The organism is Flagellimonas sp. HMM57, assembly GCF_021390175.1.
Taxonomy (GTDB): domain Bacteria; phylum Bacteroidota; class Bacteroidia; order Flavobacteriales; family Flavobacteriaceae; genus Flagellimonas.
The window spans coordinates 3,284,285-3,299,517 of record NZ_CP090004.1; the positions used below are offsets into that span (position 1 = coordinate 3,284,285).

At 38.4% G+C, this 15,233-nt stretch carries 13 protein-coding genes; 2 read left to right on the forward strand and 11 right to left on the reverse strand.

The annotated features are described in order from the left end of the window. Nucleotides 1-20: 20 nt before the first annotated feature. Both LV716_RS14545 and LV716_RS14550 read right to left on the reverse strand, forming a co-directional pair. The gene (locus tag LV716_RS14545) at nucleotides 21-1,550 is read right to left on the reverse strand and encodes a M20/M25/M40 family metallo-hydrolase (protein ID WP_163418512.1); all 1,530 of its coding nucleotides are present in this window, start codon (nucleotides 1,548-1,550) and stop codon (nucleotides 21-23) included. Nucleotides 1,551-1,883: 333 nt separating this feature from the next. Beyond that, nucleotides 1,884-2,090, reverse strand: a complete 207-nt coding sequence (locus LV716_RS14550; RefSeq protein ID WP_163417931.1) for a hypothetical protein — start codon at nucleotides 2,088-2,090, stop codon at nucleotides 1,884-1,886. Between the two features lie 98 nt (nucleotides 2,091-2,188). Between LV716_RS14550 and LV716_RS14555 the strand changes: the two genes are divergently transcribed. Then, nucleotides 2,189-2,446, forward strand: a complete 258-nt coding sequence (locus LV716_RS14555) for a helix-turn-helix domain-containing protein (RefSeq protein ID WP_163418513.1) — start codon at nucleotides 2,189-2,191, stop codon at nucleotides 2,444-2,446. A gap of 150 nt (nucleotides 2,447-2,596) precedes the next feature. Here LV716_RS14555 and LV716_RS14560 read toward each other — a convergent pair whose 3' ends face one another. The 8 genes from LV716_RS14560 to LV716_RS14595 all read right to left on the reverse strand — a co-directional run bounded on the left by LV716_RS14560 (nucleotide 2,597) and on the right by LV716_RS14595 (nucleotide 11,878). After that, a complete protein-coding gene (locus tag LV716_RS14560) occupies nucleotides 2,597-3,061 on the reverse strand; it encodes a hypothetical protein (RefSeq protein WP_163418514.1) in 465 nt (154 codons plus the stop codon). A gap of 12 nt (nucleotides 3,062-3,073) precedes the next feature. Then, a complete protein-coding gene (locus LV716_RS14565; protein ID WP_163418515.1) occupies nucleotides 3,074-3,580 on the reverse strand; it encodes a hypothetical protein in 507 nt (168 codons plus the stop codon). A gap of 145 nt (nucleotides 3,581-3,725) precedes the next feature. After that, nucleotides 3,726-4,346 carry a hypothetical protein gene (locus tag LV716_RS14570; RefSeq protein ID WP_163418516.1) on the reverse strand — a complete coding sequence of 207 codons (621 nt, stop codon included), beginning with the start codon at nucleotides 4,344-4,346 and terminating at the stop codon, nucleotides 3,726-3,728. A gap of 248 nt (nucleotides 4,347-4,594) precedes the next feature. Next, complete coding sequence (locus LV716_RS14575) at nucleotides 4,595-5,401, reverse strand: arginase family protein (RefSeq protein WP_163418517.1); 807 nt, start codon at nucleotides 5,399-5,401, stop codon at nucleotides 4,595-4,597. A 20-nt stretch (nucleotides 5,402-5,421) separates the two neighbouring features. Further along, complete coding sequence (locus LV716_RS14580) at nucleotides 5,422-7,053, reverse strand: M1 family metallopeptidase (protein WP_163418518.1); 1,632 nt, start codon at nucleotides 7,051-7,053, stop codon at nucleotides 5,422-5,424. A gap of 68 nt (nucleotides 7,054-7,121) precedes the next feature. Continuing rightward, on the reverse strand, nucleotides 7,122-8,453 hold the full coding sequence (locus tag LV716_RS14585; protein WP_163418519.1) for a M28 family peptidase: 1,332 nt from the start codon (nucleotides 8,451-8,453) through the stop codon (nucleotides 7,122-7,124). A 39-nt stretch (nucleotides 8,454-8,492) separates the two neighbouring features. Then, complete coding sequence (locus LV716_RS14590) at nucleotides 8,493-9,680, reverse strand: nuclear transport factor 2 family protein (RefSeq protein WP_163418520.1); 1,188 nt, start codon at nucleotides 9,678-9,680, stop codon at nucleotides 8,493-8,495. Then, complete coding sequence (locus tag LV716_RS14595; RefSeq protein ID WP_163418521.1) at nucleotides 9,677-11,878, reverse strand: bifunctional alpha,alpha-trehalose-phosphate synthase (UDP-forming)/trehalose-phosphatase; 2,202 nt, start codon at nucleotides 11,876-11,878, stop codon at nucleotides 9,677-9,679. The genes LV716_RS14590 and LV716_RS14595 overlap by 4 nt, the downstream gene beginning before the upstream one ends. Nucleotides 11,879-11,983: 105 nt before the next feature. Between LV716_RS14595 and LV716_RS14600 the strand changes: the two genes are divergently transcribed. Next, on the forward strand, nucleotides 11,984-13,783 hold the full coding sequence (locus LV716_RS14600; RefSeq protein WP_163418522.1) for a glycoside hydrolase family 15 protein: 1,800 nt from the start codon (nucleotides 11,984-11,986) through the stop codon (nucleotides 13,781-13,783). Here the strand turns inward: LV716_RS14600 and LV716_RS14605 are convergent. Continuing rightward, nucleotides 13,773-15,212, reverse strand: a complete 1,440-nt coding sequence (locus LV716_RS14605; RefSeq protein ID WP_163418523.1) for an aspartate aminotransferase family protein — start codon at nucleotides 15,210-15,212, stop codon at nucleotides 13,773-13,775. The two genes, LV716_RS14600 and LV716_RS14605, sit on opposite strands and share 11 nt — an antisense overlap. Nucleotides 15,213-15,233: the final 21 nt, after the last annotated feature.

Consider the following 15,233-nt stretch of genomic DNA (forward strand, 5'->3'; position numbering starts at 1 on the left):
AATGGATTAAACGAGAAAACTTATAACCTTTCCGCTAAAATAGCTATCATGGTTTTGATGCCTTCCCTATAATTGCCCAACCTCAAATTTTCATTGGGGCTATGCTGATTGTTGTCACGGTTCACTGTGGGTACCGTCACTGCCGGAATACCCAACGTATTCACGAACGGTGAGATAGGAATGGAACCACCGCTCATGCGTATGCGAATGGGGTCTTCACCAAAGGCATTTTTGAGGGCACTAGTCAACCATAGTCCTACTTCGGAATCAAAATTAGTTCTAAAGGATTGATAGGAAATCTCATGTGTCATGGTAGCAATTTTAGGATGTTGTAACCGCTCTTCTTTGGTCGGTTCCCTGTCCAATACATGGTATCCTTGATCGGCTATATGTTTTTTGATTAAATCAATAAGACGGTTTGGGTCAGATTCCAAAACCAAAAGCACATCGATTTCCGCTCTGGCCCATCCCGGAACAATGGTGCGCACTTTTTCATTGATCCAACCGGATTGCATGCCCCTAATGTTCAACGAAGGATATTGAATCGCTTCTTGATAATACCTGCCCACCTTATCGGTTTCGGCAATCTGAAGGCGCTCCTTTATCTGTGCTTCGTTATCGGGAACGGCCTTTAAGATGTTTTCGGTAGCCTGGTCGATGTCGATACCGTTATAAAAATCTGGGATGGTGACCCGACCTTCATCGTCTTTCATGGAAGCCAACAATTTAGAAAGTCGCAAGGCAGGATTTGGTGCATAATTCCCAAAATGTCCACTATGTTGTGGCACTACGGGGCCATAAGTCGTTAATTGTATCGTGGAAATCCCTCTGGCACCGAAGGTTAATGTAGGTTTGTTGGTAATATGCCGGGGGCCATCAAAGATAATGAGCATATCCGCTGTTAAAAGTTCGCTGTTATCCGTTACCGCCTTTGGAAGATGTGGAGAGCCCAGTTCCTCTTCAAAATCCATAATTACCTTAATGTTGTAGTTTGGATTGATGTTTAAATCCTCCGCAGCATCCAAAGCAGCAAGAAACATAGCGACCGGTCCTTTTGCATCGCTTGCAGCCCTTGCGAAAACACGCCAATCATCCTCGTAGTTTTCAATGGTATTCCATGGAATTTCTTTCCATTCCCCGTTACCGTCCATTTTTTTAAGGGCAGGTTTGTACGGACTTTCTTGAAACCATCGCGTCGAGTCTACAGGTTGTCCATCGATTTGCAGATAAATGAGTACCGTTTTTTTGGCTTTTTTATGTTTTCGTTCGGCCAATAACAAGGGAACAGTTGCTGTTGGAATTCGGGTTGCAGTAAAACCTCTGGCACTAAAGGCACTTTCGCACCATTGCACATTTTTTTCGATTTCCTCGGGATAAAAGGCATCGTTTGGAATGCTGAGCAATTCTTTTAAAGTTCCAAAAGAGCTTAACGTGTACGCTTGGGCAGTACTATTTAATTTTTCTTGGCTTAGTTTTTGCGAAAGACCGGTTAAGGGAAATAAAAGTGTCAATACAGAAAAGTAAACGAAAATGGATGTAGAAAACTTCATGGGTCGGTATATTGCGTTGTTGCCTAAATTTAGGCATAGTAAGTTGATTTTGCGAATTCTTGCTTAGTATAAGTGCCGATGACCTTTTTTAAGCTGGCCTTTTCTATTGTTTTCTAACGCTTGCTTTCCACCAGTTACCCCCGCTACCGACAGTTTGCAACTGGTGGCTACAACAGTATCCAATTTGGAATTGACCTAAAAACTGAGATTTTCAATCTCAGCTAATGCCCTAAAAATATAAAACCTATAACAAGCTAGTATACTCGAAAATATGTTTACATATCTGGTACGCCACTAGTCACAGACCAGCGGGAGCGGGGGAACGAAAGTAGTTTACCATCCTTGTTGCTTAAGCAAGATGATAACATCTTTTAGAACGGAAACCACATTTTGTACCTCTCGGCGATCAAAAACACCTTCTTCTAAATAAAAAAGCATCTCAATACATGAATTAAGAATTAAGGATAACTCTTCCGGTGAACCATAAGAGTCCGTCATGTATTCTGAAAGTCTGTTCTCTTTTGCGTGATGGTCTTGCATGAGGCAAAAATAAATAAAATGTTTATAAATGTGGTAATTTATATGATGTAACATGAGTATTTTTAAAACCTCAGCTTTGTTATCATTAAAAGAATCTGATGGCAAAGCAAGAAGACGATAAAAAAAAAGAATTGGACCCTAGAATTATGGCGATTGCCAAAAAGTTGGAAACCCTAAGAATAAAAAAGGGCTATTCAAGCTACGAAAATTTTGCCATTGAATTTGGTATATCCCGCATGCAGTACTGGCGTATGGAAAAGGGTACTAATTTTACCTTTGCCAGTTTCTTAAAAATATTGGATGCCCATGAGATGACACTTAACGAATTTTTTAAAGATATTTCCCTAAATCCATAAGATTAAAAAACCACAACAAAACTGCCGTGGTTCATCTTATGCTCACCCTTGCTGTACTCCCACTAGATGCAATCTAGCGGTAGCGGGGGGAATCTTACACATAAAAAACCACCTCGTTAAAGGTGGTCTTTGATACATTTTTCTCGTAATTTAATAATTTGATTTATTGACTGCGTATTGATGAGGGAATCCTTTTTCATCGATATACACATATAAAAAAAACTTTGTATTGTTTGTCAAACCAGAGAACTTATAACAAGTATCATTTTCTAACAAACCAATTTTGCTGATTTCACTCTTATTCTTAACATCAATCCATTTCCAATCATATTCACTATCAAAATTTACTTCTTTCACTTCTCTTTTACCAAAGTGAGTTCTATAATGGAATGAAGAGTTGCCTAGAAAATAGCCGTCATTTAAAAAGCCTTTATCTAAATAATAATCAATAGAATCGTTTATTACAGTTACTTTTTGTACAGTCATTCCATTCCTTCCCTCTCTTGGGTCTGGACTCCAATTTCCATTAACAATTTTATCTTTTGTAATTGTTATAGGCTGATTACTACAAGCAAAAAAAGCTATTGATAATATTGCAAATAATATAGATTTCATAAATATAAAATTTTATTGTCCGCTACGCCTCATTTCCTCTGCCGTTCTTATAATCGTAGCTCTTGCATTTCCTTGGCTTCTTGAATAGCTGGAATAGTTATTATCTTGCATAATGGATATCCTTGCAATATCCTGTGGTTTATCAGGACTAAAGCCAAAACTTTTAAGAGTTTTCGATTTCCATTGCTTATAATTAGATAATATTCCAATAAAAATACTTTGTCCTCCTAATGCAGTAGTCATTTCTGCTGAAAACCCTCCCCTAAAAGGAGTTTCCAGTCCAAATTGTCTTGCCAATGGCGCAGAAGATCCTAAAACACTATTCACTTTGTTTACCATAATGTTATCAGCATCTAAAGTCCTAGTATCTTCTACATAACCAAAAATATCAGATTCTGTTTGAGCATTTGCATAGTTAATATCGTGCTCTTTAGCAATAGCATCAGCTAAATCAATAGGCTGAAAAGAAAAATCATAATCTCCTACTGCATCAGTTATAGAACCTGCTCCAGAGTACAAACCATGCCTTGTGCTATCGTCTCTAAAATCCCATCTTATTCCAAGCTCATTTCCATCAGCATCAACATAAGTATGTTTTACTCCTTTACCTTCTGGGCAATCTAGCGGTAGCGGGAGGGGCTAGGGGGAGTAGTGATAAATCAAGTTATGCTACTTCCAACGTATTTCTATCTATTATTACCCATTTTCCAGAACCTGCATGCTTTTTAACAGTGACTATCTTTTTTTTATAGCAATATTCGCCACAGAAAATCTCAAAAAATAAAATCGCTTTATCGCCAGCATAGTTAAAATATGCTCTCGAAAAACCGACTCTAGAAACACCATTTCCAACTTCTATATTATTTGAAGATCCATTCAACACTTCATAATTCCCTTTCTTAGTGATTTGATTTATATCAAATTCAATACTAGTCTGATTGCCTACTATGAATTCATCATATAAATCTCCAACGTACAATTGTTCTATGTCATTTGAATCTAATTTCTTCAGGTGATTATCCAATAGTATTTTTCCATTGGCCAAGAACTTTTTATCTTGATTATTGTATTTAGAATAAAGCTGTTCATAGGTCAAAGAATCAGTTGTTTTCATATAATATTCTTTTTCAAAATCCTCATAGGTCTGGTATTTGTGAATGTCGCCTACTAGTTCCAAAAAAACATCATTTACAATACCTATCTGTAGACTCTCATTTTTGTCGTTAGAATTGCAACCAATCAATATAAATATTGAAAAAGCGAAACATCCGTATAATTTCTTCATATTCTTAAATTTTTAAAGACCCTCTCTAGCCTGTTTTTTAAGCTGACTTTGAGTTCTTCTTATTCCTTTGCTCTCAAATATCTTTTGGAGTGCTGGTATAGCTTTACCCCTGCTACCGCCAGTTTGCAACTGGTGGGGTCAAAGTTAATCTAAACCTATTTTTTGTAAAAACCAGTTGTAGTACATGGTTTTCTTTCTCATACTCGCCACTAGTCACAGACTGGCGGTAGCGGAGAATTCCCATAACACTACGTTATTAAAAGTTTGATAATTTTATGAATCGGTTCCAGTTCTTGTTGATTTTCAGTAATCGATTCCAAAATACTAGTGCCAACAACGTTGAAATTCTCTTTTAACGTTGCAATACAGTGCTCTGCCTCCTTAATTTTTATGCCATTGGACACTTGGTAGTAGGTCTTATTGTAATCGGAAGGCTCCAAACAATCAAAATCAAAATGTAGATAAATGTTTTTGATGTTTTTCGATTGAAGGGTTTGTACTAAATTCTGAACACCCAATGCTATAGGGTGGTAGATATTGCCCTTTTCCAATCGGATTTTTTCTTTCTCATCGATATTCCTCAGGCCAACGTAGTGAATCTGATAATCTTGTATCGTACTGAACAACAACGAATCCATCTCTTTTTCACCTTCCCCTAAAAGCGTACGCAAAGGCATCCCATGAAAATTGCAACTACTAGATTCACAGGGTCTGTTGATATCTGCATGGGCATCGAACCAGATAACCCCTAAATCTGGATATTTTTGGTTGAGATAAGAAACTGGTACAATTTCCAAACCACAATCTCCGCCAATGGTTTGTATTGTAGAAGGACTTTCTTCTAAAATCGTCTGTTTGAGTCGGGTCAACTGTTCAACAATCGCATCGTAATTAGTAATACTGAATTTCTGTGTGTCCGTTTTACCAGCATCCAGTGTGGAAAGCGGCACTTGAACAAAATCTGGGTCATTTAGATAATCCAATATCGTTTTGGCCCCGGCTTCAATTTGAACCCCATTTCCAGAGCCTTGCCACTGGGGAAAATAAATTTTCATCGAACCTCCATTTTTTAGGATTAGACCTTTTGATGTCGGATATAAAAATTATCATCAAAAACCACTTTTTCGTTCTTTAGTTTTTCGGTTTTCCAGTCTTTTGATGGAAAAAGCCATTTTTCTTTTTCGTCCACAAAAACACGAACGGGCATATCAAAATCCTTGACAATATCCACATAGCGATATGTTATGGATTTGCCATCGAACTTGTACTCCAACTTAGGTATCATAGTAGTTCGCAAATATTGATTGAAAAAAGCCGAAAGGTCTTTTTTGGTCTTTTTACTGATGTAATTTTCAATCTGCTCTGTAGTTACGGTTTGGTGGTAGAATTCTTCATTAAGGCCTCTAAGTGTTTTTCGCCACAATTCATCATCCTCTATCAATTGTCTTAACGTGTGTAGCATATTGGCACCTTTGTAATACATGTCACCCGAACCCCTAGAATTCACATTGTAGGTGCCAATAATGGGTTTATCGTTTTTGATATTGGCACGCGTACCAATGACATATGCAGCCGAAGCTTCTTTTCCAAAATGATAATCCAGATACAGGTTTTCGGAATAGGCCGTGAATCCCTCGTGAATCCACATGTCGGCAATATCTTTATAGGTAATGTTGTTGGCAAACCATTCGTGACCTGCCTCGTGGATGATGATAAAATCAAACTTTAAGCCCCATCCCGACCCTGATAAATCCCTGCCCAGATATCCATTTTTATATTGATTTCCATATGTAACGGAACTTTGGTGCTCCATGCCCAAATAGGGAACTTCCACTAGTTTAAAACTGTCCTCGTAAAAAGGATAGGGACCAAACCAATGTTCAAAGGCCTTTAACATCAACGGAACTTGCTTAAACTGTTCCTTTGCTTTTTTCAAATTGTCCTTCAAGACATAATAATCCAAATCCAAAGTGCCCTTTTCGCCCTCATATGTTTCACCAAAATGAACATAATCGCCAATATTCACGTTTACCCCATAATTATTGATTGGGTTTGCTACAAACCAGTCGTACAATTTATACCCACCAAACTCATACTCATATTCTTCCCGTAATCTGCCGTTGGCCACGGCCACTAAATCTTTTGGGACATCGATGGCTATTCGCATGCTGTCCACTTCGTCGTACATATGGTCTTTGTTAGGCCACCAAACACTGGCACCCAACCCTTGACAAGAAGTGGCAACAAATGGTTTCCCATTACTATCTTTCTTCCATGAAAAACCGCCGTCCCAAGGTGCTCTTATGGCTTTTCTGGGGTGACCTGAAAACTGAACGTACAATTTGTTGAACTCCCCAGGCACCTGTTTTTTCTTTAGATGTATGAAATGCGCATTTCCATAAGAACTATAGTTTAAATCTTCTTTGTCCTGTACAACCGCATCAATCTTCATGGGTTCCTGAAGGTCTATCTGAATGACATCGGATTCCTCCAAAACCTTGTATCTGATGATATTGTAACCTGCAATGAATTCTTTATCTGGTTGCACTTTAATGTTGAGGTCGTAGTAGTTTAAATCCCACCAAGCCCTTTCAGGTGTAATGCTACCCCTTAATGTGTCACTTTTGGTAAAGTTTTGGGCATTTGCAATTGATACAATGCTTAGTGTAAGTAGTATCAATAAAGTATTCTGATTAATCTTTATCATTTCAAAAATTTTAAATTATCCTTCGACAGGCTCAGGATGACAATATTTACAAGTTAAAATGAAATTTATTACCTAAAAACTGCATTAGGAAAAGTTACTGGACTTTCATGACCATTTTTTCCAACAGCGGCCACTCCAAAAAAATAGTTGTCGATTACAATGCCTTCAAGGACATGTCCTGTAAAGTCCTTCACGTATTTGTAGTTGTCCCAAGTTGGCGAAGTAGTATCTCTCCAATAGATTTTATAGCCAATTGCACCTTCAACTTTACTCCACTTGAGTTTTGCAGACGGCTCTACAATACCACCGATTTCAACTCTGGTAGGCGCTGGGGGAGCCCATGCTATAGATGCCAAATTGATAGCATTTACTGCGGTCAGCTTTTTTGCATATTCAAAGTTCACATGTTCCAAAACATCGCCGTAGGCAATTCCATTTTCTGTTCTAATATCTTGATGTTGCTGGGTATAGTTTTCGTGAGCTTCCATGATTCGGATTCCCGCAAAGCCAGCATCATTAAAAGGTCTATGGTGCCCTCCACGTCCAAATCTATCCAAACGGTAAATGAGCGTCGGGTTCATCTCTGGCATATAGGTTTTTGTTGTTTTGTGAACATATCGTGCCAGCTGACGGGAAATCCCATCTACTTCGCCGCCATAAAAACGTCTTGCACGTCTTTGTTGCTCAGTTTCGGTAGGTGGAACAGGTTCTGAAAAAATCCTAAAATCGCGGTTACTGATTACACCATCTACTCCAGTAATATTGCCAATCATATCGTTGTTTAGGACACCTACGATATCCCAACCTTTCTCTTTTGCATAAGCTGCCAAACCTTTTCCACCATATAGCCCCTGTTCTTCACCGGACAATCCAACATAAATAATGCTGCTTTCGAACTTGTATTTTGAAAGGACACGAGCGGCTTCAAGAGTGCCTGCCATACCACTTGCATTATCGTTTGCTCCTGGAGAATCGGATGTGAAATCATTAGCATCGCTTACTCTGGAATCAATATCGCCACTCATAATAATGAACCGGTTTGGATACTTGGTACCCCGTTGGATGGCCACCACGTTCACGATCCAAACATCTTTAGTGATGCGCCGTCCTTCATCTTTTTTGACCAAATCTTTTTGGTAAAAAACCTCAAGACAGCCGTCGCAATTGGACGATGTTTTCTCAAATTCGGATTTTATCCACCTTCGTGCCGCTCCAATGCCACTAGTTTGTGAAATGGTATCGCTTAGCGTATGCCTAGTACCAAAATTTACAAGTGTGGTTACATCTTTTTCTATGCGCTCTGCCGATACATCATTTATGATATCATAGATTCTGGTATCAGTTTGGGCAAAAAGTGATGCTGCAAAAACAAAAAGTGAGGCTACGAGTATGGATTTCATTTTTAAGTGAATTACGTAAGTGTTGAATTGGAATGCAATTTATCGTAAAAAGGTTACTTTGGCAATTTTACCATTTTCTACCTCGTAAATCGCAACAGCGCTGAAGTTGGAGCCATTTGCAGTAATATATTCTTCATCTATCACCTTGTTGCCAATTACTATTCTGTTTTTGATTTGGCAGTTTAGGTCTGGGGTATTTTCAAAATAAGAATGGTAACTTTCTTTCATCTTATTTTGCCCTTCCATGAACAAAGTATTCGGATATTCATAGAGTTTTACATTCTCCGAATAGGTATCCATGAAGGCTTGGATGTCTCTGGCATTGTAAGCATCGAGTTGTTTTTGAACAATGTTTGCTGGAGATTCTTCGGCTACAAAAGCCAAACGGTTTCCTGCTGGATTTACGGCAATACGACTGATGTTATTGATTTCATCCTGTTTAAAAGTGATAACGGGTTGCCAATTAATGTCCAGGCTTGTATCATATTTTAGAACCGACTTTTCTGCCCCTGCCAAAATAATAGTACTGTTCAACCAGCACATATCCTCGGCATTTTTGTAGGTATTCGTTATTTTTTTTGTGGCTCCAGAAACTGGATTTAGGGATTTTATCTCCCAAACTTCTTTTTCTTTACTGATATAGCTTATCAAATCCGAATCGGGAATTTTCCAAAGACTACGACCTACATTCTTTTGAAAGGTCTGGTTTGTGCCATCTTTTAGGTTGTTTACCACCAAATCCATACGGCCTTCGACCAAAATGGTTGAAACCAAAATATGGTCATTGTACCATACGTGATACCCTACTTTTAAATCCTTTAAAATTTCTTTGGAGTCTCCTGTTTGGATATCGTATTCGTACAACCGTTGCAGTCCATCCAAATCTAACCGAATGGCAGAAATAGCCTTCTTATTTGGAACTTTTAACGGGGAATATTCACTACCATCAGGTGTGTTGGTAATCCAAGACGTGGTGCTGCCCGCTTCGATATTGAATCTCAGAATATCGGTTTGATTATTTCTGGTTGCCGAATAGACTACGGTATTATCGTTCAAAAATGATGGTTGATTATCGTAACCATCATTATTGGAAATATTTTTTGGATTGGATAAAACGGGTTCACCTCCTTTTATCTCTAAATCAAAAAGGTAAACGTCCGTGTTTGTCTGTCCCTGTATAGCACAGCTCATAAATAAAAACAGTGTTACAGAAAATAACTGCTTCATTCAATTAATCTATTAAGTAAGTTCCTAACTCTTTTTGTGTTTTCCACATGGTACTTTGCCTGGGTTTTCTTAAGTCCCACTTTTATGGTTACAGAAGATTGAGGCAGCTCTTGGAACATAAATTCATCTGTCCAATCATCTCCAATGGCCATAATAAAATCATAATCATCTTCCCCTAACATGCGTACTGAGGCCCTTCCTTTGTTCACATTGCTACTCTTGACCTCCATTACTTTATTACCGTTCAAAACACTAATATCGTCATTGCCAATGAGACTGGTCAGTACCGTATTTAGCTCTGTTGCTCGTTTAGTGCCAAAATCGGGGTCGGTATTTCTATAATGCCAAGCTAGGGAATAATTTTTTTCTTCAATAAAAGAACCTGGTGTTCTATCGACAAAGGATTCAAGGACCGGTTTTATTTTCTCCATCCATTCTCCCTTTACTTTTTCTAGAAGTTTAAATTCTTCGCCTTTGGTAGAAATCCATACGCCATGTTCAACGATCATGTTGTATTTTTTAGAGAGGAACCATTTGGAGAACGTTTGCTTGTCCCTACCACTAATAAGAAATAAGGTTGTATTCTCTTGGTTGTGCAACTTATCCAGTAGGGTGTAAAGTTCATCATCTGGGGAAGCTTTTTGTGGGTCTTTATGAAAACCCACAAGTGTACCGTCATAATCTAGAAATAAGAGTCTTTTTTTTGCGTTGTTGTAATCCTTTTGGATTTGACTTAGAATAATATCCGACATTTTTTGGGATACAAAAGTTTCGTTCTCTTCACTCTTGGCGTTTAAAGCGCTCATAAACTCATTGGCCCAGACCTCTACATTGTATCGTTCCAGTCGTTTTTGTAAAAATGTGTTACGTGATATTTGCTCTTCTTTGGGCATTTTTAGTGCAGTGACCAAGGTATCTGCTTGTTGTTCAAAATTATTCGGATTAATAAGTAACGCTTCATTCATTTCATTTGCAGAACCCGCCATTTCACTTAAGATCAAAACACCGGTTTTATCCGTACGTGTAGCAATATATTCTTTGGCGACCAAATTCATGCCATCACGAAGAGGCGTTAACCATGCGATATCGCTTGAGGCATATAGGTCAATAAGGTTTTCAAAAGGCAAGGAACGATAGAAATACCAGATTGGGGTCCAATTAACGGTTGATAGTTCCCCATTGATTCTACCTACCAATTCATCAATTTCCCTTTTTAATAATTGGTATTGTGGTACATTGGATCTGGAAGGAACGGCTAGAATGATAAGGCGTACTTTTTCTTTGTATTCAGGATACTTGGTCAGAAAATATTCAAAAGCGTTTATGCGTTTTGCAATACCCTTACTGTAATCTAAACGATCTATGGATAAGATAAGTTTGGTACCAGGAGCAGATTCTTTATGGCTGTTCAATTTTTTTTGTAGGTCTGAATCAAACCCATTGGAATCATGTTTTTTAGCGGCGTTTGCAAATTTTTTATAGTCTATTCCCATAGGGAAAGAGTCCACCTTTATGACCCTGTTCTCCAAATACACATCATTGAAGCTAACATCCAAGCCTAGTAATCTTCGTACAGAGCTTAAAAAATGCCGCTCATAATCGTACGTATGGAAACCGATAAGGTCAGAGCCCAATAATCCTTCCAGCACTTCTTCTCGCCAAGGCAGTGTCCTGAAAATTTCATAAGATGGAAAAGGAATGTGCAAAAAGAAACCAATCGAAGTATTTGGGCGTTTTTCCCTGACCATTTGGGGAACCAGCATTAATTGATAATCATGTACCCAAATGGTATCATCTTCATTTGATTTTTCTATAATGGCATCTGCAAATTTTTGGTTAACCGATTTGTAGGTGTTCCAAAACTCCAATTCAAACTCGGTATATTCCGAAAAATAGTGGAACAATGGCCAGACCGTTCTATTGCTAAATCCAAAATAGAAGCCTTCAATTTCATTTTCCGTAAGTTTAACTTTGGCGCAACTATGCTTCTCCAAGGCTTTATCTATTTCATTTTCAAGGGCAACGGGAGTTTCCTCGTCTGTAAGGCCAGACCAACCGATCCACAGGCTTTCTCCGCCACTATGAACGGATTTCATACCAGTGGCCAAACCACCAACACTGGGCGTCGCATTTATACTTCCATTGCTAATTTGTAATTGAACTGGTAAGCGATTTGAGATTATGATAGTTTTGCCCATAAAATGAATGCGTTTGCCGTATTTTACTATTTAATTTCTTTAAATTTCGACAAATTGAACCGTAAAAACAATTTGACAAGACTTCTTTTAGAAGATATTTAGCCTATGGATAATTTAAACTATGGAATTATAGGAAATTGTAGGAGTGCGGCCCTAATTTCCAAAGATGGGTCTTTGGACTGGTGCTGTCTGCCCCAATTTGATTCAACTTCCGTATTTGCAAAGCTTTTGGACAATGAAAAGGGAGGAAGTTTCGAAATTAAAACGGATAGCGATTACGAAATACAACAAGAATACCACAGAAACACAGCTATTTTGGTTACCAGATACTCCGACGGCGACAATACCTTTGAAGTGCATGATTTTATGCCAAGGTATTACAAGCTTACAGGTAAATACAATGCCCCTCCAGAGATTGTACGCTATTTAAAACATATATCTGGCTCACCAAAACTTAGAGTACTCTATAATCCTAAGCTAGAATATGCCCAGGGGCAGACCACCAATCACGCTAAAACTGATTTCATTGTCAGCCTGACTAGTAAGAAAAAGTTCGACACCTTGTTTTTATATACTTCTTTTGATAAGAATGCGGTATTGGATGGAAAGGAAATAGCATTAAAGGAAGATGGGTACTTTCTGATATGTTACAACGAAAAGATTTTAAGGCCAACTACGGAGAAAATGTCGTTGGAGTTGGAACGCACCAAAACTTATTGGTTGGATTGGGCGGATAGAACCCCAACCTATAAGCAGTTCAATAAAGAAATCATAAGAAGTGCGATTACCCTTAAAATGCTGACCTATGATAAAACAGGTGCTGTTTTGGCAGCAGCTACTACATCTTTACCAGAAACTATAGGCGAAGTACGCAATTGGGACTATCGTTTTTGCTGGATACGTGATGCCTCTATGGTAATTAAAGTAGTCTCTGAGCTTGGACATAGAAACTCCGCCAAAAGGTATTTGCAGTTTATTATTGATTTGATGCCGGACAAAGACGAAAAGCTTCAGATCATGTATGGCATTAATAAAGAGAAAAAGCTTACGGAACATACCTTGGACCATTTGGATGGGTACAAAGGTTCCAAACCTGTTCGAATTGGTAATGCGGCTTACATGCAAAAGCAAAATGATATCTATGGCATTCTAATGGATGTGATTTACGAGCAATTGGTGAAGTTTAGCAATGACATAGAAAATGGGGAAGAGTTGTGGAGCATTACCAAAGGAATTGTTTGGATTGTAAGCAAGCACTGGAGAGAACCCGATAAAGGCATCTGGGAGTTTAGGGAAGAGGACAGGCACTTTACATTCTCCAAAGTACTGTGCTGGGTGGCGATAGATAGGGCGATAAAAGTGGCCAGGATTTTTGGAAAAGAGCGAAAAATTGAAAAATGGACTGCTTTGGAACAAGAAATGAAAGCGGATATTCATGAAAATGCATGGAACAATGAGGTCAATGCATTTGTACAATCCTACGGTTCCAATCATTTAGATGCTTCTGTGCTGTTGATGGAATCTTATGGTTTTATACATGCCAAAGACCCAAAATTTGTGAGCACGGTCAAAGCAATTGAAACAGATTTAAGCAATGATGGATTGCTCTATCGGTATAAAAATGAAGATGATTTTGGATTGCCCTCATCGTCGTTTACCATTTGCACCTTTTGGTTCATCAACAGCCTGTTCAAAATAGGAGAGGAGGAGAAAGCCTTGGAACATTTTGAACGATTATTGGGGTATAGTAATCATTTGGGTCTCTTTAGTGAAGATATCGATTTTAAAACAAAGCGTTTGTTGGGTAATTTTCCACAGGCGTATTCACATTTGGCGCTAATAGAATGTGCTATCAACTTTTCGCGTAAGAAAAATGAGGAAAAAATATTGGAATCTATCGGTTGATCTTAACAGCTAGTAACTCCATGGCACTTACTTTGATTTTTTTTAGTAGCAAGTTTAGATGGTCTAAGGTCGTGAACGGGTTCATCAAAGTTGTCCTTAGATAGTGTATCCCATTAAGTTTGGTCTGCACTAAATAGAATTCACCATCTTCCAATAGTTCTTTGCGGATAGACTGATTCAAATGGTTTAATTCTTCAGGGGAAAGTTTATCGTCTACATATCTAAAACATAAGATATTGGACATAGGGTTGGTCGCAATTTCAAAATTGGTTTCCTTTAAAATCATTTCCGAAAATTCCTGTGCCAGATCATATTGACGGGTCACATAGGTATCAAATGCTTGTTCCCCGTACATTTTCAACAGAATGAACCAGTGCATGCACATCATGTTTTTGGTACATTCAAAGGTTCTTCGTCCACTGTTGTACCATTCGTCTTCTTCGGTATCGTTTAGAAGATAATCTGCTTTTTGACTAAAGGTATGATCGGAATGTGTTTTATTTTTAAATAACAAGGCTGTGGTTATGGTTGGCATCATCATCATTTTATGGCCATCAATGACCATAGAATCCGCTTTTTCAGCACCTTCAAGGAGATGCTTGTGTTTTTCGGAAAATATGGCAGCTCCGCCATGGGCACCGTCCACATGAAACCAAAGGTTATATTTCTGGGCAAACTCTTGAATGGCCTCCAAATTGTCATAAGCACCTGTTGCGGTTGAAGGAGCACTGCCCACAATTGCAAATACTTTTATGCCTTTTGATATACTTTCTTGGTAATAAGCTTCCAATTGACCGGTATCCATGGCAAAGTTTTCACCAGCTGGAACTTTTATGATACCTTTTTCACCCAATCCCATAATTTTTGCGGCTCTATCCACGCAGTAATGTGCTTCTTCGCAAACCAGTATCCCTAGTGGTTGGGTGTGTCCTTCATTCCAAACATCATGTGCTACCTTGGCTTTTCTTGCAGCAAGTAAAGCAGTGAGATTGGCCAAAGTTCCGCCTGAAGTCAAAAAACCCCCTGATTTTGAATCGTACCCAATGGCTTCACATAATTTTTCTGTTACTATACGTTCAATGGCATTTGGAGACATTCCCATTTCATAGACTGCCATGCCATTGTTCAACAGATTACTGAGCATACCTGTCAAAACGGTCATTGGGGCCGTTACACCAACTTGATGCCCAACATATTTTGGGTGATGCGTATGCGTGGTCCTTGTTAAGATATGGTTGAAAAAGTCGTTTTCATCTCCATTTTCCATAAACTCTTTCCAGAAATCGAGTTCGTCTTCGGGTTCGTTCCAGCTTATGGTTTTTTGGTTATTGCCAGAAGAGGTTTTTTGAAGATGTTCTGTCAACAAATCTATGAGATTATGACCTATTTCCTTGAAATTTTGATAAGAATAAAGCTGTTCTAAAATCATAGATGAAATTAATCTTTTTAA

Coding starts and splice junctions, on each gene's coding strand:
- LV716_RS14545 (WP_163418512.1), bottom strand. CDS start 1,550: ATGAAGTTTTCTACATCCATTTTCGTTTACTTTTCTGTATTGACACTT.
- LV716_RS14550 (WP_163417931.1), bottom strand. CDS start 2,090: ATGCAAGACCATCACGCAAAAGAGAACAGACTTTCAGAATACATGACG.
- LV716_RS14555 (WP_163418513.1), top strand. CDS start 2,189: ATGGCAAAGCAAGAAGACGATAAAAAAAAAGAATTGGACCCTAGAATT.
- LV716_RS14560 (WP_163418514.1), bottom strand. CDS start 3,061: ATGAAATCTATATTATTTGCAATATTATCAATAGCTTTTTTTGCTTGT.
- LV716_RS14570 (WP_163418516.1), bottom strand. CDS start 4,346: ATGAAGAAATTATACGGATGTTTCGCTTTTTCAATATTTATATTGATT.
- LV716_RS14575 (WP_163418517.1), bottom strand. CDS start 5,401: ATGAAAATTTATTTTCCCCAGTGGCAAGGCTCTGGAAATGGGGTTCAA.
- LV716_RS14580 (WP_163418518.1), bottom strand. CDS start 7,053: ATGATAAAGATTAATCAGAATACTTTATTGATACTACTTACACTAAGC.
- LV716_RS14585 (WP_163418519.1), bottom strand. CDS start 8,453: ATGAAATCCATACTCGTAGCCTCACTTTTTGTTTTTGCAGCATCACTT.
- LV716_RS14590 (WP_163418520.1), bottom strand. CDS start 9,680: ATGAAGCAGTTATTTTCTGTAACACTGTTTTTATTTATGAGCTGTGCT.
- LV716_RS14595 (WP_163418521.1), bottom strand. CDS start 11,878: ATGGGCAAAACTATCATAATCTCAAATCGCTTACCAGTTCAATTACAA.
- LV716_RS14600 (WP_163418522.1), top strand. CDS start 11,984: ATGGATAATTTAAACTATGGAATTATAGGAAATTGTAGGAGTGCGGCC.
- LV716_RS14605 (WP_163418523.1), bottom strand. CDS start 15,212: ATGATTTTAGAACAGCTTTATTCTTATCAAAATTTCAAGGAAATAGGT.